Below are 17,990 nucleotides of genomic sequence, written 5' to 3' on the forward strand. Positions count from 1 at the left end.
GCACCTGTCAGATCTGACAGGTCCATCTCTGGCCCACTCCTGTTAGCGTCTGTCCATACGCCCTATGTAGCGCGAACGGATTCGACCATGGCCGATCAAGACCTCAGCATCACAGCTCCCTCCATCGCCAAGAGCTCATCGATCGCCACCATCGGCAAGAGCTGGAGCGCCGTCGGGCCGACCGCCTCGGCTGGATGCGAATTGCTGCTCCCGCTATCGAGCGGTCGTGGCTACGGCCCGCAAATACCCCTGTCAATCAACAGCCAGAGCGGTAACGGTCCGTTTGGCCTTGGTTGCCACCTGGGCCTGAGCCAGATCAGTCGCCGCACCAACAAAGGTGTTCCACGGTATACCGAGCACGATGAAATCATCGGGCATGACGGCGAGGTGTGGATGCCGGAGCTCGATGATGCCGGAGACTTGAAGTCACGCACGGAACACAGCTACAGAGACCGCCCCATTCCCGAACACAACGTCGTGTCTTACCGGACGCGGATCGAAAGCGATTTTTCCCTGCGCGAATGCTGGCATCCGGCTGACGGTGGAGCCCCCTTCTGGCTGGTCCACGGTGCCGACGGCACGTTGCATGTCTACGGCAAAACCAGCGCCTCACGCCGTGCCGACCCCGACGACGAATCGCGCATCAGTAGCTGGCTGCTGTGTGAAAGCATGAACGCCCATGGCGAACACATCTGCTACGAGTACAAGCCCGACGATCAGCCTGACGAGCACGACCCGATTCACGACTACCGCGCCCAGCGTTATCTGCGCCGGGTGTGTTATGGCAATGCCACGGCGAGCGACCGTCTCTATAGCTGGGACACCGACCGGCCGACGGATTTGCCTTGGCATTTTCAACTGGTGTTCGATTACGGCGAACGCAGCAGTTCGCTGACGGAGACCCCGAGCTACGAAGAAGTGAACCGCTGGCGGCTGCGACCGGATCCGTTTTCCACCTATGGCCAGGGTTTTGAGCTGAGCACCCGCAGGCTGTGCCAGCAGGTGTTGATGTTTCATCACTTCCCCGAGGGCCTGGCGACAGAGGCGAAACTTGCCCGTCGCCTGCTGCTGGAATATCGACCTATCCAGAACTCTACGCCGTGGGCCTACAGCCAGATCAGCGCGGCGCACTATCAGGCCTTCGATGCGCAAGGCAATGTCGAGCATTCACCGCCGCTAGAGTTCGAATACTCGCCCTTCGAGATCAACAAGACACCTGCACGCCTGTTGGAAAACGAAACTCAACCGGGCATCGAAGACGGCGGGTTCTACCAATGTGTCGATCTGTATGGCGAGGGCGTGCCGGGTTTTCTCTGCCGCTATGACAACGCCTGGTACTACCGCGAGCCGCTGCGCGCGGCGCCTGGTACCGAACTGATCGGTTACGGCCCATGGGCTCTGCTGGACAAGATCCCGGTGGCAGATCGTAACCGCGCCGTGGCGCAACTGCTGGATCTGACCGGCGATGGGCGCCTGGACCTGATCATCGCCCGGTTGGGTTACTGCGGGTTCCATGCGCTGAATGCGCAGCGACAATTCGAATTGTTCAGCGCGTTCGACACGTTTCCCCGGGAACACCAGGATCTGACTTTGACCATGGGGGATTTCAGCGGCGACGGCCTGATGTCAGCGGCCAGCATCAGCCACGAGCGTGTGCGGCTCTATGCCAGCCTGCGCGAAAAAGGCTTCGCCGCCGCACAGGAAATCCCCCATGCATACGAAGACGACCGTCTGCCGGTGTTCAGTAACTCGCGAACCGAACTGGTGCTTCTGGGCAATCTGCTCGGCAGCGACATGCCCGAACTGTGTCGCATCCGCCATGACGAAGTCCGCTGCTGGCCGAATCTTGGTCATGGCAAATTCGGTCAAGGTCGCAAGATCAGTGCCCTGCCCTTCACCTACGACGAATTCGACGCCGCACGAGTGCGCCTGGCCGACCTCGATGGCTCCGGCGCGCCCGCGCTGATCTATCTGCGATCCGAAGGGTTCGACATTTACCTGAACCGGGGCGGCAACGGTCTGGAGCAGATTCCCGTCAGCGTGCCGTGGCCCGAAGAAGTGCGCTATGACCGCTTGTGCCAGGTCAGTTTCGCCGACCTGCAAGGCCTCGGTTGCGCCAGCCTGATTCTGACGGTGCCGCATATCCAGCCTCGGCATTGGCGCTACGATTTTGTTGCAGCCAAGCCCTATCTGCTGGTCAACAGCAACAACAACATGGGTTACTCCAGCAGCGTGACTTATCGCAGTTCGGCTCAGGAATGGCTGGATGAAAAGGAGCGGCTGCTGGCACTTGCGCGTGCACCGGTATGTCATCTGCCGTTTCCGCTGGCCGTGGTGAAGAAACAGGAGCAACACGACGAGATCACCGACAACCGGTTGACCCAGTCATTCACCTGGCGCGAAGGGTTCTACGACGGCAGGGAACGGGAATTTCGCGGGTTCGGCTATTTGCAGCAACTTGACTGCGAGATTGGAGCCGATCCTTCAGAGCCTGGCTTCAACGAGCCGGTGCAAACATGCACCTGGTTTCACAACGGGCAGGAAATGAATCGTTCCCGCGAGGATTATTTCAACGCGGACGTGGACGCCTGCCCGTTGGGCGAAACCCTGTTCAGTCGTTATCACCCCAAAGGTGAAATCGATGAGCCTGTCACCCCGGAAGATGCCGACAGTCGCTACCGGATTGCGCAGGCACTGGTCGGCTCGGTCGCCCGAACGGAGACCCTTGCCTACCAGGAAGATTCGCAGGTACCTGGCGCTGCCAAGCTGTACTCGGTAGAGGAAAAGCGTTATCTGGTGCGCGAGGTGCGGCCCCAGGGGCCATATGCCGCAGCCGTTCTGCTGCCCCTTCAGGTTGAAGCAATCAGTTATCAGTACGACGGCTTTATCAATGACCCGCTGTGCCGCCACGATGTCAGCCTGCGCTGGGACGCTTATGGCGCCGCGACCCATGCACTGACGGTGAGCTATGCGCGCAGGTTGACCGCCCAGAGCCCGCCACCCTTCACCGAGGACCACCTGAATCAATGGTGGTCCGACGCTCACGACGAGGCGCAGCAATACTTTTACATCAGTGAAACCCGTGCGCGTCTGATCAATCTGCCAGAGCCGCAGCAATGGCGACTGGGCTTGCCCTATCAGGAACGGGGCGACGCGCTGAAATTGGCCAAAGGTACGCTACCCGGCGAGCTGAACCCGGCACAGATATCTTTCGAATCGTTGAGAACGCTGCAGGATTCGCAAGAATGGGCCATCGAACGGGTACTGACTTCCCAATCCATACAGCACTATGTGGACGTAGAGGGTATTGAACTGGAAGACGGAGTCGCCGGATTCGAAGCCCTGTCGCATTCTCTGGAGCTTGCCCTGCTGGACAAGACCGCGCTGGACGCTTACAGCATTGTGCCGGATCTGAACATTCGCGAGGCCCTCAAGGCAATTGGTTACTCGCCCATGCCGATGCTGTTCGAAACGCCGCCGAGCGAGGAACAAAACCTTTGGTCATCGCGGTTCAATCTGGCTCGGTACGGCGACTTGCAAGCGTTTTATAAAGTGCTCGATTTCAACGAAACGCCAAGCCATGGCGTGACCAAAGCCGAATACGATCAACACTGGCTGACGGTCATGCGCATGGAGTTGCCCGACGGTTGTGCCGTGCAGGTCGCGGAATTCGATTACCACGCCCTGAAACCCAAGCGAATCACCGACGCCAACGACAACACTGAAGAAGTCATCCATGAGCCTTCCGGTCAGCCGCTGGTCATCAGCTTTCACGGTACCGAGAATGGCAAACCTGCCGGATTCGACAAGCTGACCGATGACTGGACCTTGCCGGCCCCCAGTCCGGAACAGGCCATCCAGTATCCGGAGGACACTGTAAAAAACGCAGCCAGCACCCTGCACAAAAACCTGTTCAGCTGGATGGGCCTGATACCCGCCTCCACGCTTCAAACCCTGTCAATCAAGCAGGACGATCTGTTGCCCGGCGGGCAGATCCGCGCCAGCGCAAGACGCCGGCTTGCGCAAAATCACGTCCTGACGCCTGAAGACCAGCAATTGCTCGAGGCAATTGAACTGGCGTACCGAGAGCCGGTACACACCGTGGTGCTCAGTGCCGACCGCTATCCCTATGACACCGTCAAGGCACAGATCCAGATTGTCAAAACCTGCGTCGATGGCTTTGGTCGGGTACTGCAAACCCAGCAGAAGGTCGACCCCGGGCTGGCTTATGTGGTGGGTGAGGATGGTCAATTGCTGATCGAAGAAGGTGAGCAACCGACGCAGACACGCTGGCGTATCAGCGAACGCGTCGAATACAACAACAAGGGTCTCGCACAGCGCCAATACCGGCCGTTTTTCGCTAACACGCACCGCTACGTCAATGATCAATCGCTGCGCCAACTCGGGTTGTTCGATCAGCTGTTCTATGACGCAACGGGACGTCCGATCAAGCTGATCAACGCCAAGGGCGACTTTTCCCGCGAGACGTATCATCCCTGGTATCACACCAGCGAAGACTTCAACGACACCGCTGAAGAGGTGGTGTCTACGCGTGGGTCAGGCGCATGAGCGCCTCCACACATTGGCGCACGCCTTCGCTGACCGTCAGCGACGGACGTGGCCTGCCAGTCCGTCAGGTCGCTTATTTGCGTACCGTGGCAGAGGACGCGGTCAGCGCTGTTGTGACGTTTCAGGAACACGATGTGGCCGGACGTCCGGTCGCGCAACAGGATCCGCGCCTGCCCATTGCAAACACCACCACTGTTTATTCCATCAATGGCGATGCGGTGTTCACCGACAGTGTCGATAGCGGCTGGCGTTTGCTGCTGCCGGGGCCGGCCGGGGAGCCTCGGCAGCAATGGGACGCGCGCGGCCATGTCTGGCAATCGACCTTTGACGGGCAATTGCGCGTGGTGCAGCTCGAAGTGTCGGGAAACGGCGAAAATCAGCTCGATACCTTCACTTACGCTCCGGGCTCTGCCGGAGCAGACTCCAACCTGCGCGGCCGGTTGATCCAGCAGACAGATCCGTCAGGCTCGCTGGATATCACCAGCTATGCCCTCACCGGACAGGCACTGGTGGAAAAGCGCACATTTGATGATCACCAAGCGTTCACCAGCCATCAGGTGTTCAGTCCGCTTGGCGCCGTGCTTGAACAGACCGACGCCGGCGGCCATCGCAGAACCTCGCGCTATGGGCTTGCCGGGCAACTCAGGCAAATGCACTTGCAAGTGAAGGCGAACATCACTCAAGTCCTGGAGGATGCGCACTACAACGCCAATGGCCAGCTCATCGAGCAACAGGACGGCAACGGTGTGCTCAACGAATGGACCTACGATCCAGCCGACGGACGCTTGCGCACGCGGATCAGTCATAAGCCCGGCCAACCCGCATTGCAGGATCTGCAATATTTCTACGATCGCGTCGGCAATATCATCCGCATCGAAGACCACGCCTTCGAGCCCACCTGGTTCGCCAATCAACGGGTCGACGGCCACCGTGAATTCAGCTACGACTCCCTGTATCGCCTGATCCGTGCGACCGGTCATGACGACGCCCTGCCCCCGGACATTCCCGGCCTGCCGCGACCGCCCGACGAGCGAAACCGCCTCAATTACACCCAGACGTATAGCTACGACGATGGCGGCAATCTGACCGAGTTGCGTCATCAGCGCGACGGCAACAGTCGCACCCGCACGATGCGCATCGACGACAAAAGCAATCGCGGGGTGCGTTGGCAAACAGGTGACGAGCCGCCGGACTTCGACATCTGGTTCGACCCGCACGGCAATCAACGCAAGCTGCGCCACGGTCCGTCATTGCACTGGAACAGCCGTGACGAGCTGGAGCGCGTGGATCTGGTTATCCGTCAGGACAGCGATAACGATGCCGAGTATTACCAGTACAGCGCGGGCCAGCGGGTCCTCAAATGTCATGAATGGTTTACCGACAAGGTCCGCCACTTCCACCAGGTGCGTTACCTGCCGGGGCTGGAAATTCGCAGCAAGGACAACGGCGAAGAGCTGCACATCATCAGCCTCGGTAACGCGCGTTGCCTGCATTGGGCGCAACGTTCAGCGCCGATAGACGACCAGATGCGCTACACCCTCGAAGACCACCTAGGCTCTTGCGTGATGGAGCTCAATGAAGACGCTGTGGTCACCAGCGCAGAAGGCTATTACCCGTTCGGCGAAACCGCGTGGATGGCGCCGGAATCGGAAATCGAATACCGCTTTATCCGTTATTCCGGCAAGGAAATGGATGTCAGCGGTTTGTACTACTACGGCGCCCGTTATTACGCGCCGTGGTTGCAGCGCTGGGTCAGTGCGGATCCGGCGGGGGATGTGGATGGGTTGAACCTGTATGGTTTTGTCGGTAACAACCCGATTCTGTTCATCGATAACGACGGTAACAAAAAAGACTTGCCGTCTGACGTCAGGCAGGACATCGCGACCTACGCAAAAGTCTTGGATAACCTGGGCAATGAGCTGCAAACGTACAATCGGCAATTGAACGGACTGTTCAGCGCTACGGACATTTCCAAACGCATGGCCATAAACACCGGCTTCAACATTGGCAAGGGAGTTGCCACCACGACAGCAGGGAAAGGCGGCGAAGCACTTGGGACGCTGATATTGCCCGGAGTCGGGACATTTATCGGAGGGATCGTCGCCTCAAAAATCTCCGGCGCGGCAATCGACAAACTCGGCGAAATTACAACTGTTTCCACTCCCGTCCTGCCCGATGCCAAAAAACTGAACCCCGAGAGCATTCACAGCAATGCCACAACAAGCATTTTAACCCCTCTGAGATACGCAAAAAAAATAGCCAGATCTTATGATCCTCGGACTTCCGAGGGAGCAAATAAGCTGATCGGAACAGTAGCCGAGAAAACGCTCAGCAAGTTTGCGCAGGTACCCGCTGCGAGTGACATGATGGCCATTGCTTACGCGGGGAAGGACACAGCCACAGCGCTGGCCGGTTTAAGGGATATCGAAATTGATGACCTCGAGACAGCGTTGGGTTTGATTATCGACATGCTTGAACAGGACCAAAGCGACATCAATGCGGCTTTCAGTGAAATCGGAGTCAACGAATTTTATGACCAAGGCCTGGTGGGCTCATTCGGTTTTGCGCTGGACCTTGCAAAAGGTAGCGTCGGAACCCAGAACTCCAGCTCAATCAGCCGGGATCGGATCAAGAAAGAAATTTCCGTGCGCATGGCTGAAGCAAGGCGCGGTATTGAGTTGATTGGCAGGTATCGCCAATACAGCGGTCAAAAGACGGCGTAAACAAGTTCGCCTACCTTCAGGCAGTTTTGCCGTGGTTCTGCGCCTGGATAAATCATGAGCACCTGGCCCTTGAATAGATCAACGCATATCCATACGCCAAGCGTGCAGGTCAAGGATCCTCGGGCTTTGGTTGTCAGGCATATTGCCTATCTGTGTGCAACGACGCATGGAGAAATCAAGCCCCTGATCACCTGCCAGACTCACAACCCTGCCGGGCGCCTGCTAGAAAAACGGGATCCGCGCTTATCTGCACCCAACCTCACTACTCACTACTCGCTCAACGGCACCGTGTTGAAAATCGACAGCGTCGATGCCGGCTGGCGTTTGGTACTGCCGGGACTGGCCGGTGAGCCTCGGCAACGTTGGGACGAGCGCGGCCATGTCTGGCGATCGACCTTTGACGACCAGCTGCGTGTCGTCAGACTCCAGGTCACCAGAAAGGATGAGGAGGAAGAGGAAGAGGTCGAAACCTTCCTCTACGCCGGTGGCGCCGACACCACCAACCACAACCTGCGCGGACGGTTGATCAAGCAAACCGATGCGTCTGGTGTTCTGGCGATATCCAGCTATTCCCTCGCCGGCCAGCCGATGCAGGAAACCCGAACTTTCCAGGACACACAGGCTTTCACCAGCCATCAGGTGTTCAGCCCGCTGGGCACGGTGCTGGAGCAAACCGATGCCGGCGGCCATCGCAGAGCATCGCGCTATGGGCTTGCCGGGCAACTCAGGCAAATGGAGCTGCAAGTCGAGACGAAAGTCACGCAGGTCTTGCTGGATGCGCAGTACAACGCCAACAATCAGATCATCTCGCAACTGGCCGGTAACGGTGTCCTGAGTCAGTGGACGTATGACCCGGCCGATGGACGCCTGCATACGCGCACCAGTCAGAAAACCGCTCACCCCAGATTGCAGGATCTGCAATATTTCTACGATCGCGTCGGCAATATCATCCGCATCGAAGACCATGCCTTCGAGCCAACCTGGTTCGCCAATCAACGGGTCGACGGCCACCGTGAATTCAGCTACGACTCCCTGTATCGCCTGATCCGCGCGACCGGTCATGACGACGCCCTGCCCCCGGACATTCCCGGTCTGCCGCGACCGTCCGACGAGCGAAACCGCCTCAATTACACCCAGACGTATAGCTACGACGATGGCGGCAATCTGACCGAGTTGCGTCATCAGCGCGACGGCAACAGTCGTACCCGCACGATGCGCATCGACCAGAAAAGCAATCGCGGGGTGCGTTGGCAAACAGGTGACGAGCCGCCGGACTTCGACATCTGGTTCGACCCGCACGGCAATCAACGCAAGCTGCGCCACGGTCCGTCATTGCACTGGAACAGCCGTAATGAGCTGGAGCGCGTGGATCTGGTTATCCGTCAGGACAGCGATAACGATGCCGAGTATTACCAGTACAGCGCGGGCCAGCGGGTCCTCAAATGTCATGAATGGTTCACCGACAAGGTCCGCCACTTCCACCAGGTGCGTTACCTGCCAGGGCTGGAAATCCGCAGCAAGGACAACGGCGAAGTGCTGCACATCATCAGCCTCGGTAACGCGCGCTGCCTGCATTGGGCGCAACGTTCAGCACCGATGGACGACCAGATGCGTTACACCCTCGAAGACCACCTCGGCTCTTGCGTGATGGAGCTCAATGAAGACGCTGTGGTCACCAGCGCAGAAGGCTATTACCCGTTCGGCGAAACCGCATGGATGGCGCCGGAATCGGAAATCGAATACCGCTTTATCCGTTATTCCGGCAAGGAAATGGACGTCAGCGGTTTGTACTACTACGGCGCCCGTTATTACGCGCCGTGGTTGCAGCGCTGGGTCAGTGCGGATCCGGCGGGGGATGTGGACGGTTTGAATCTGTATGGTTTTGTCGGTAACAACCCGATCGTCCATGTCGACCAGACCGGTGCCTTCAAAGTGGTGTTTGACCTGGTCAGAAAAGCGGTCGGTATTTTTGATCAAGCGCAAACTGCGGCGGAGCAATTGCACAACCTGACCACCGAGTTCGATGGCCTGATTCCTGAAGGCCAGAACATCGAGGAGGTGCGCAAAAGCATGACGTTCGGCAAATTCATCACCTCCCGGGCCGGCATCAAATCGGTCTTTTACGGTATCGGCAAAGGCATCGCCATCGGCAGTGTCATCGGCACCGTGGTACCCGGAATCGGCAACGCCATCGGTTCCGGCGCAGGAGCAATCGCGGGGGCGATTGTGTTCCCGGTATTGCGTTACCACTTTTTCAAGAAGGGTTTGAAAGCAGCGCAGACACTGCACACCCAAGAGCTCAAGGACGGGCTGAAAACGCTGGGCGACGGTGCTGCAAAAGCCGTCGACGGCGCGGGGGCTCTTCTCGATGGAGGTGCTGCGCTTATCGACAGCATCAAGACTTTCACGGATAACCTCAACAGCTACTCCGAGCACATCCAGAAGATGTTCTACGCCCAACTGGACGCACTGGATGCAGAAAAACAGCGTCAGGTCATGAAGCTGTCCAGGAATGGTGTAGACCCGTTCGAAGCCATCGACAAGGTCATGCAAACCGCCCAGGCGACTATCGAAGCGCCAAGCGAGGCGCAAGGCGTGACTGAACGCCTGCAGCAACTGGAGCGCTCGCTCGCTGCCGAACCTCAGGCAAGACCGGTGCCGAAGCCGAGGTTGAATCTTGTGCATCGACGTCAGGTGCAGGAGACAGCTGTCTAGCAGACACGGCCGGCGCGAACAGCGCGCCCGGCCACCTCGGCCCATGCTATCGTGCCCGCCCGTCCTGCCGACCTTTCATCCAGCATGCTGCCGACTTCCCGTACCCTGCGTCTGTCGTTGTATTCCCTGCTGATCATCGCCGGCACGGTCATTGCCGCGACGCTCGCGATGCGCCACGCGGAACGTCAGGCGCTGGAAGAAGACGCCGCCCGCGCCAATCAGCAACTGGGGTTGTACGCCAACTCCTTGCACACCCTGATCGACCGCTATCGCGCCCTGCCCGCCGTACTGGCGCTGGATCCGCAATTGCGTTCGGCCCTGGCCGGCCCGGTCGATGCTGCGCAGCAAGCGGCATTGAATGTGAAGCTGGAAAAGATCAATGGCGCCGCGCAATCCTCGACCCTTGAACTGCTCGATCGCACCGGCCTGGCCGTGGCCGCCAGCAACTGGCGCTTGCCCAGCAGTTACGTTGGCCACAATTACGGCTTCCGCCCCTATTTCAGCCAGACCCGCACCCAAGGCACCGGGCGTTTTTACGCGGTAGGCGTGACCAGCGGCATTCCCGGGTATTTCCTTTCCAGCGCCGTACTTGGCGACAACGACGAGTTTCTCGGCGCGATGGTGGTCAAGCTGGAGTTTCCCGAACTGGAGCGCGAATGGAGCCAGGGCAGCGACACGCTGCTGGTCAGCGATGCACGCGGGATCATCTTTATCGCCAATCAGCCGGGCTGGCGTTATCGCGCCTTGCGAGCATTGAGCGCTGATGATCTGGCCGAGATCAAAACCACCCGCCAGTACGACAAGCAATCGCTGCTGCCGCTGACCCATTTGCCGCTGCGGCGCTTCGATGACAACAGCGATCTGCGCCGGGTCGAAGGTCCGCAGGGCACGGCGGATTATCTGTGGGAATCGCTGCCGCTGGCGACCGAAGGCTGGACCCTGCACCTGCTGCGCCGTCCGCAAGTGGCCTTCGAGGATTTGCGCAACGCCGCACTGGCCGCCGCTGGCGTGTGGCTGGCGCTGGTGTTCCTGTTGTTGTTCCTCAATCAGCGCTGGCGGCTGGCCAAGGTCCGTCAGCGCAATCGTGAAGAACTCGAGCGCCTGGTCGAGGAGCGCACCCGCGACTTGCGCACCGCGCAGGAAGGTCTGGTGCAGTCGGCCAAACTCGCCGCGCTGGGGCAGATGTCTGCGGCGCTGGCTCACGAAATCAATCAACCGCTGACCGCCCAGCGCATGCAACTGGCAACCCTGCGCCTGCTGCTCGAACATGGCCGCGTCGATGACGCCTACAAGGCGCTGAAACCGGTGGACGACATGCTCACGCGCATGGCCGCCCTCACCGGCCACCTCAAGACCTTCGCCCGCAAAAGCCCGAGCGGCTTGCGCGAACGTCTGGATCTGGCGACGGTGGTCGATCAATCGCTGCAACTTCTCGATGCGCGACTGCGTGACGAACAGGTCAGTCTGGTGCTGCATCTGACCCGCCCGGCGTGGGTACGCGGTGATGCGATTCGTCTGGAACAGGTGCTGATCAACCTGCTGCGCAATGCGCTGGATGCGATGCACGGCAAAGCCTGCAAGCGTCTGGAAATCCGTCTGGAGGCTGATGAACAATTGTGGCGGCTGAGCGTCAGCGACAACGGCGGCGGCATTGCCGAGGAACATCTCGGCCAGGTGTTCGATCCGTTCTTTACCACCAAACCGGTGGGTGACGGTCTGGGCCTGGGGCTGGCAGTATCCTTCGCCATCGTGCATGAATCCGGCGGGCGCCTGAGCGCCGAGAACGGCGACCACGGCGCGGTGTTCAGCCTGACCCTGCCAATCGATCTGGAGGCACATATCTGATGCTCAATTCGGTGATGGTGGTCGACGATGAAAGCAGCATTCGCGACGCCGTTGAACAGTGGCTGAGCCTGTCGGGGTTTCAGGTGCAATTGTTCAGCCGTGCCGAAGAATGCCTCGCCGCGCTCCCGGAACATTTTGCCGGGGTGATCCTCAGCGACGTGCGCATGCCCGGCATGGACGGTTTGCAACTGCTCGCCGAAGTGCAAAAGCGCGACAGCGATCTGCCGGTGATTCTGCTCACCGGCCATGGCGATGTGCCGATGGCGGTCGAAGCCATGCGCGATGGCGCCTACGACTTTCTGGAAAAACCGTTCAGCCCGGAAACCCTGCTCGGCAGCCTGCGCCGGGCGCTGGACAAACGCCGCCTGGTCCTGGAAAACCGCGCCCTGCACGAACTGGCCGACAATCGCGCGAAGCTCGATGCAACATTGCTCGGCGTGTCCCGTGGCTTGCAGACATTGCGTCGGCAAGTGCTGGATCTGGCGACGTTGCCGGTCAATGTGCTGATCCGGGGCGAAACCGGCAGCGGCAAGGAACTGGTCGCGCGTTGCCTGCATGATTTCGGCCCGCGCGCCGGCAAACCGTTCGTGGCGCTGAACTGCGCGGCGATCCCGGAGCAACTGTTCGAGGCCGAGCTGTTCGGCCATGAGAGCGGCGCGTTTACCGGCGCCTCGGGCAAGCGCATCGGCAAGCTGGAATACGCCGATGGCGGCACGCTGTTTCTCGATGAGATCGAAAGCATGCCGCTGGCCCAGCAGGTGAAATTGCTGCGAGTCTTGCAGGAGCAAAAGCTTGAGCGGCTGGGGTCGAACCAGAGCATTCGCGTTGATTTGCGGATTGTCGCGGCGACCAAACCGGACCTGCTCGACGAAGCTCGCGCCGGGCGTTTTCGTGAGGACCTGGCGTATCGCCTGAACGTCGCCGAACTGCGCCTGCCGCCGCTGCGCGATCGCCGCGAAGACATTCCGTTGCTGTTTGAAACCTTCGCCCACAATGCGGCCCAACGTCTGGGCAGAACATTTCCGCCGCTGACAGGCGCGCAGTTGAGCCATCTGCTCAGCCATGACTGGCCGGGCAATGTGCGCGAACTGGCCAACGTCGCGGAACGTCAGGTATTGGGGCTGGATGAACCGGTCGCCGGAATCGATCCGGGGCAATCGCTGGCGGCGCAGCAGGAAGCGTTCGAAGCGCAATGTCTGCGCGCGGCGTTGACCCGGCACAAAGGTGATGTGAAAGCCGTGCTCGAAGAACTGCAACTGCCGCGCCGCACGTTCAATGAAAAGATGCAGCGGCATGGGTTGAGTCGGGAGATGTTTCTGGCGGAGTGAGGCAGAGATTTGTGGTGTAGCTGAAATCCATCCCCCTCACCCCAGCCCTCTCCCCCAGGGGGGCGAGGGGGAAGGGAGCCGATCTCCATGCTCTCCCGAATCTGTATTCGACTCGATATTGCAGGTCGATCTAACCCACAAGAACACCTCGGTCAGTCCCCTCTTCCTCTGGGAGAGGGCTAGGGTGAGGGGCTTTTGATCTTCACGCGGTAAGCGGAAATCCGCTCACTCAGCCCAATCAGTCGGCACAAATCCGCTCACTCCTCCCCGCTACCCCCTCTAAACCGGCCCCTCACCCCTTGGCACACCTCCTGCTATAGCCCTGGCAGGCTGCGTTCCGACGCGCTCCACAAAAACAATTAAACGAAGGATCCTTCAATGGATAACTCCAACGCCCTGCCCCTTGGGTCGGCTGCCGTGCCGGCCAAACCGAGAACCACCGCCAGCCGGATCAAATCGATCTTCAGCGGCTCTGTCGGCAACATGGTCGAGTGGTACGACTGGTATGTGTATGCCGCCTTCTCCCTGTACTTCGCGAAAACCTTTTTCCCCGCCGGCTCCACCACTGCGCAACTGATGAACACCGCAGCGATCTTCGCCGTGGGTTTCCTGATGCGTCCGATCGGTGGCTGGCTGATGGGCATGTACGCCGACAAGGTCGGGCGCAAGAAAGCGCTGATGGCCTCGGTGTACCTGATGTGCTTCGGCTCGCTGCTGATCGCCCTGAGCCCGAATTATGAAACCATCGGCATCGGCGCGCCGATCCTGCTGGTGTTCGCCCGCCTGCTGCAAGGCCTGTCGGTCGGCGGCGAGTACGGCACCTCGGCGACTTATCTGTCCGAGATGGCGACCAAGGAACGTCGCGGCTTCTTCTCCAGCTTCCAGTACGTGACCCTGATCTCCGGGCAGCTCATCGCCCTCGGCGTCTTGATCGTGCTGCAAAACATGCTGACCACTGAACAGCTCTACGCGTGGGGCTGGCGTATCCCGTTCGCCATCGGTGCGCTGTGTGCGGTCGTGGCGCTGTACCTGCGTCGCGGCATGGAAGAAACCGAGTCGTTCACCAAAAAAGAGAAATCCAAGGAAAGCGCAATGCGCACCTTGATGCGCCACCCGAAAGAGCTGTTGACCGTGGTCGGCCTGACCATGGGCGGCACCCTGGCGTTCTACACCTACACCACCTACATGCAGAAATACCTGGTGAACACGGTCGGCATGAGCATCTCCGACTCGACCACCATTTCCGCCGCCACGCTGTTCCTGTTCATGTGCCTGCAACCGATCATCGGCGGCCTGTCGGACAAGATCGGTCGTCGCCCGATCCTGATCGCGTTCGGCGTGCTCGGTACGATTTTCACCGTGCCGATCCTGATGACCCTGCACACCATCCAGACCTGGTGGGGCGCGTTCTTCCTGATCATGGCGGCGTTGATCATCGTCAGCGGCTACACCTCGATCAACGCGGTGGTCAAAGCCGAATTGTTCCCGACCGAAATCCGCGCCCTGGGCGTCGGCCTGCCGTACGCACTGACCGTGTCGATCTTCGGCGGCACTGCCGAATACATCGCGCTGTGGTTCAAAAGCATCGGCATGGAAACCGGTTACTACTGGTACGTCACCGCGTGCATTGCCGTGTCGCTGCTGGTGTACATCACCATGAAAGATACCCAGAAGCACTCGCGGATCGTCACTGACTGATCGCACCGCATCGCTGGCAGGCCACAAAATCTGTGTCCTGCCACGAACCCTACGGGGTCTCGCGTCTGGCTGGAAATATGCGCTGGGTCCTTGCACTATGGCTGCATCCGAATGCAGCTCAGGAATCCGCTCCCCATGCCCGATGACATCCACTTCTACGAACCCGCCAACGGCCACGGCCTGTCTCACGATCCGTTCAACGCCATCGTCGGCCCGCGCCCCATCGGCTGGATTTCCTCGCAGGATGCCGAAGGCCGACTCAATCTCGCGCCGTACAGTTTCTTCAACGCCTTCAACTACGTGCCGCCGATCATTGGTTTTTCCAGTGTCGGGCGCAAAGACAGTCTGAACAACATCGAGCAGACCGGTGAGTTCGTCTGGAACCTCGCCACCCGCCCGTTGGCCGAGCAGATGAACCAGAGCTGCGCGATGGTCGCGCCTGAGGTCAACGAGTTTGAACTGGCGGGGCTGACGACCGTGGCGTCAAAGGTGATTTCGGTCCCCCGGGTCGCCGAGAGTCCAGTGTCCTTCGAGTGCAAGGTCACGCAGATCATCCAGCTGCAACGCGCCGATGGCGAAACCGTGCCGAGCTGGCTGATCCTCGGCGAGGTGGTCGCGGTGCACATCGCCAAATGGCTGCTGAAAGACGGCATCTACGACACCGCCGCCGCACAACCGATTCTGCGCGGCGGCGGGCCGGCGGATTATTTCCAGCTGGGGCCTGAGGCGCTGTTCAAAATGTGGCGCCCGGGGGCGCAGAAGTAATTACCAGATCAGCTCGGCGTCATCGGTGACGCCCTTGAGCTTGTCCAGTTCGTTGATGGCTGCATCATCGGCAGCAATGGCGCCAGGAAACACCTGCTCATTGAGCAATTTGTGAAAGCGTGGTGCGCCGCCATCGACTAGGGCTTTGACCGCGATCGCCGCGTAATAACCCTTATTGCCGCCCAGCTCGACGGGGACGACTGCGGAGACTGCTTCGAAGCGTTCAAACTCTTTACGTGCCATGTCGCGGATCCTGGCTCAATCAAATAAGCCGGACATTAAACCCTCAACCGGCGAGTTTGTGTATCGGCGCCGCGCATTGACCGAGGGCCTGCGCGGCGGAAACGTCCCTGAACGTGTGGAAGTCGAGGCTGTTGACCACCAGGTCCTGCACCAGCTCAGCGAAGACTTCCATCGACGGACTGTTGAAATACGCCGTCATCATTTGCTGACTGCTCCAGTAGCCGCTGACCAGCCACAGGTCGGCGTCGCACTGCGATTGTTGCAAGGAAAAACTCAGGCAGCCGGGCGCCGCGCGCGAGACTTCGATCAATGCGCTCAGGCGCACACCGAGTTCCGCCGAGCGCCCGGGCTGGGCACGAACGAAGGCCATATGACTGACAGGCATCTGCTTGGACATGATCAACCCTCCATGAAATCGCGTGGCAGCCGGGGGACGGGCTGCGACTGAAGCAAAGGTTAAGGGCCGGGGCGGCTGCGCCGTTAGTCGATTCCTGCCTTCGCGTTGCACAATCCTGCGAGACTGCGCAGACGACCTGTAACAACCTGTAAACCCGCGCAACACGTCTGTCATACGCGTTTTGTGTAGGAGCTGCCGAAGGCTGCGATCTTGTGCTTTTGCTTCGAAGATCAACGGATCGCAGCCTTCGGCAGCTCCTACAGAATCGTATGGCGGGAGACCTGTGCGCACCTGCGGGCAGAATCAGGCAAGCATTTGGCAGAATGTGTCTACCGCCGCCGCTTGCACAAACATATGCTCTGCTGCATTCCCCCCTCACTTGCCGAGGATGCCGTGCATGACGTCATTCGATCGTTTTCAAGCCGAACCCAGCGCCGACATGGAAAAGCAGCGCGCGGAGCTGGCGGCGATCATCCGCCGCAACACCAGCGACGATGGCAGCTACCAGACCGCGATCGGTTCGCTGGTGATGTCGCGCCACACCCAGTCCCATGACTTTGCCCCGGTGCTCGCGCAGCCGGCGCTGTGCATCATGGCGCAGGGGCGCAAAGAGGTGCGCCTGGCCGACGAGTTCTTCAACTACGACCCGCTGAATTATCTGGTGGTGTCGGTCTCGATGCCGCTCAGCGGGCGCGTGGTCAATGTCTCGCCGGAAGAACCGATCCTCGCCGTGCGCCTCGACATTGATCCGACCGAAATCACCGCGCTGATCGCCGACGCCGGCCCGATGGGCGTACCGACGCGGCCGACCGGACGCGGTCTGTACGTGGAAAAAATCGACAGCGCCATGCTCGACGCAGTGCTGCGGCTGGCGCGGCTGCTCGACGCGCCGAAAGACATCGCCATGCTCGCGCCACTGATTCGCCGGGAGATTCTCTATCGCCTGCTGCGTAGTCCGCAGGGTCATCGTTTGTATGAGATTGCGATTGCCAATAGCCAGAGCCATCGCATCAGCCAGGCCATCAAATGGCTCAACGGCAATTTCGAGCAACCGCTGCGCATCGATGATCTGGCGCGGGAAGTGAACCTCAGCGTGTCGACGTTGCATCATCGCTTCAAGGCGATGACTGCGATGAGTCCGTTGCAGTATCAAAAACAGTTGCGCCTGCAAGAGGCGCGTCGGCTGATGTTGACCGAAGGGCTGGAAGCGTCGGCGGCGGGGTATCGGGTGGGCTATGAAAGTCCGTCACAGTTCAGCCGTGAGTACAGCCGACTGTTTGGTGCGCCACCGTTGCGGGACCTGGCGCGGTTGCGGCTGTCGGTGTAACTCCATAGAAGCCCCTCACCCTAGCCCTCTCCCAGAGGGAGAGGGAACCGATTGGGGGATATTGGAGAGGTTCAGCGACTTGCGATATCGGTGCTGAATCCGGAATCAGCCAAGCCAGGCCAACCCGGCGTTGGGTTGATGACCTTCAAATCCATAATCGACTCGGTTTTTCAGGTCGACGGAGAACGCAAGACACCTCGGTCAGCTCCCTCTCCCCAGAGGGAGAGGGAACCGATTGTGGGATATTGGAGAGGTTCATCGACTTGCGATATCGGTGCTGAATCCGGAATCAGCCAAGCCAGGCCAACCCGCCGTTGGATTGATGACCTTCAAATCCATAATCGACTCGGTTTTTCAGGTCGACGGAGAACGCAAGACAC

The 17,990-nt window shown here is 59.7% G+C and carries 10 protein-coding genes; 8 read left to right on the plus strand and 2 right to left on the minus strand.

Going from position 1 to position 17,990, the window contains the following annotated elements; genetic code table 11:
- The first annotated feature begins 87 nt into the window (after positions 1–87).
- The 7 genes from PSH90_RS20610 to PSH90_RS20640 all read left to right on the plus strand — a co-directional run bounded on the left by PSH90_RS20610 (position 88) and on the right by PSH90_RS20640 (position 15,643).
- Positions 88–4,569 (plus strand): SpvB/TcaC N-terminal domain-containing protein, encoded by a 4,482-nt coding sequence (locus PSH90_RS20610; protein WP_305381440.1) that lies wholly within the window; start codon positions 88–90, stop codon positions 4,567–4,569.
- Positions 4,566–7,292 carry an RHS repeat domain-containing protein gene (locus PSH90_RS20615; RefSeq protein WP_305381441.1) on the plus strand — a complete coding sequence of 909 codons (2,727 nt, stop codon included), beginning with the start codon at positions 4,566–4,568 and terminating at the stop codon, positions 7,290–7,292. Before PSH90_RS20610 ends, PSH90_RS20615 begins: the two co-directional genes overlap by 4 nt.
- Positions 7,293–7,346: 54 nt before the next feature.
- Positions 7,347–10,007: an RHS repeat domain-containing protein gene (locus PSH90_RS20620; RefSeq protein ID WP_305381442.1), complete on the plus strand. Its 2,661-nt coding sequence runs from the start codon at positions 7,347–7,349 to the stop codon at positions 10,005–10,007.
- Positions 10,008–10,091: 84 nt separating this feature from the next.
- Positions 10,092–11,852, plus strand: coding sequence for an ATP-binding protein (locus tag PSH90_RS20625; RefSeq protein WP_305381443.1), 1,761 nt, complete (start codon positions 10,092–10,094; stop codon positions 11,850–11,852).
- Positions 11,852–13,180, plus strand: coding sequence for a sigma-54 dependent transcriptional regulator (locus PSH90_RS20630; protein WP_252868184.1), 1,329 nt, complete (start codon positions 11,852–11,854; stop codon positions 13,178–13,180). Before PSH90_RS20625 ends, PSH90_RS20630 begins: the two co-directional genes overlap by 1 nt.
- Before the next feature lie 378 nt (positions 13,181–13,558).
- A complete protein-coding gene (locus PSH90_RS20635; RefSeq protein WP_024014128.1) occupies positions 13,559–14,878 on the plus strand; it encodes an MFS transporter in 1,320 nt (439 codons plus the stop codon).
- Between the two features lie 135 nt (positions 14,879–15,013).
- On the plus strand, positions 15,014–15,643 hold the full coding sequence (locus PSH90_RS20640; RefSeq protein ID WP_252876813.1) for a flavin reductase family protein: 630 nt from the start codon (positions 15,014–15,016) through the stop codon (positions 15,641–15,643).
- Here PSH90_RS20640 and PSH90_RS20645 read toward each other — a convergent pair whose 3' ends face one another.
- Together PSH90_RS20645 and PSH90_RS20650 are read right to left on the minus strand one after the other, a co-directional pair.
- Positions 15,644–15,886, minus strand: a complete 243-nt coding sequence (locus PSH90_RS20645) for a hypothetical protein (protein WP_041479831.1) — start codon at positions 15,884–15,886, stop codon at positions 15,644–15,646.
- 43 nt (positions 15,887–15,929) lie between these two features.
- On the minus strand, positions 15,930–16,283 hold the full coding sequence (locus tag PSH90_RS20650) for a putative quinol monooxygenase (RefSeq protein ID WP_041479832.1): 354 nt from the start codon (positions 16,281–16,283) through the stop codon (positions 15,930–15,932).
- 397 nt (positions 16,284–16,680) lie between these two features.
- Here PSH90_RS20650 and PSH90_RS20655 point away from each other — a divergent pair, with 397 nt between their 5' ends.
- Positions 16,681–17,610, plus strand: coding sequence for an AraC family transcriptional regulator (locus PSH90_RS20655; RefSeq protein ID WP_016773445.1), 930 nt, complete (start codon positions 16,681–16,683; stop codon positions 17,608–17,610).
- Positions 17,611–17,990: the final 380 nt, after the last annotated feature.

This window comes from Pseudomonas sp. FP1762, from assembly GCF_030687105.1.
Taxonomy (GTDB): domain Bacteria; phylum Pseudomonadota; class Gammaproteobacteria; order Pseudomonadales; family Pseudomonadaceae; genus Aquipseudomonas; species Aquipseudomonas siliginis.

Coding starts and splice junctions, on each gene's coding strand:
- PSH90_RS20610 (WP_305381440.1), top strand. CDS start 88: ATGGCCGATCAAGACCTCAGCATCACAGCTCCCTCCATCGCCAAGAGC.
- PSH90_RS20615 (WP_305381441.1), top strand. CDS start 4,566: ATGAGCGCCTCCACACATTGGCGCACGCCTTCGCTGACCGTCAGCGAC.
- PSH90_RS20620 (WP_305381442.1), top strand. CDS start 7,347: ATGAGCACCTGGCCCTTGAATAGATCAACGCATATCCATACGCCAAGC.
- PSH90_RS20625 (WP_305381443.1), top strand. CDS start 10,092: ATGCTGCCGACTTCCCGTACCCTGCGTCTGTCGTTGTATTCCCTGCTG.
- PSH90_RS20630 (WP_252868184.1), top strand. CDS start 11,852: ATGCTCAATTCGGTGATGGTGGTCGACGATGAAAGCAGCATTCGCGAC.
- PSH90_RS20635 (WP_024014128.1), top strand. CDS start 13,559: ATGGATAACTCCAACGCCCTGCCCCTTGGGTCGGCTGCCGTGCCGGCC.
- PSH90_RS20640 (WP_252876813.1), top strand. CDS start 15,014: ATGCCCGATGACATCCACTTCTACGAACCCGCCAACGGCCACGGCCTG.
- PSH90_RS20645 (WP_041479831.1), bottom strand. CDS start 15,886: ATGGCACGTAAAGAGTTTGAACGCTTCGAAGCAGTCTCCGCAGTCGTC.
- PSH90_RS20650 (WP_041479832.1), bottom strand. CDS start 16,283: ATGTCCAAGCAGATGCCTGTCAGTCATATGGCCTTCGTTCGTGCCCAG.
- PSH90_RS20655 (WP_016773445.1), top strand. CDS start 16,681: ATGACGTCATTCGATCGTTTTCAAGCCGAACCCAGCGCCGACATGGAA.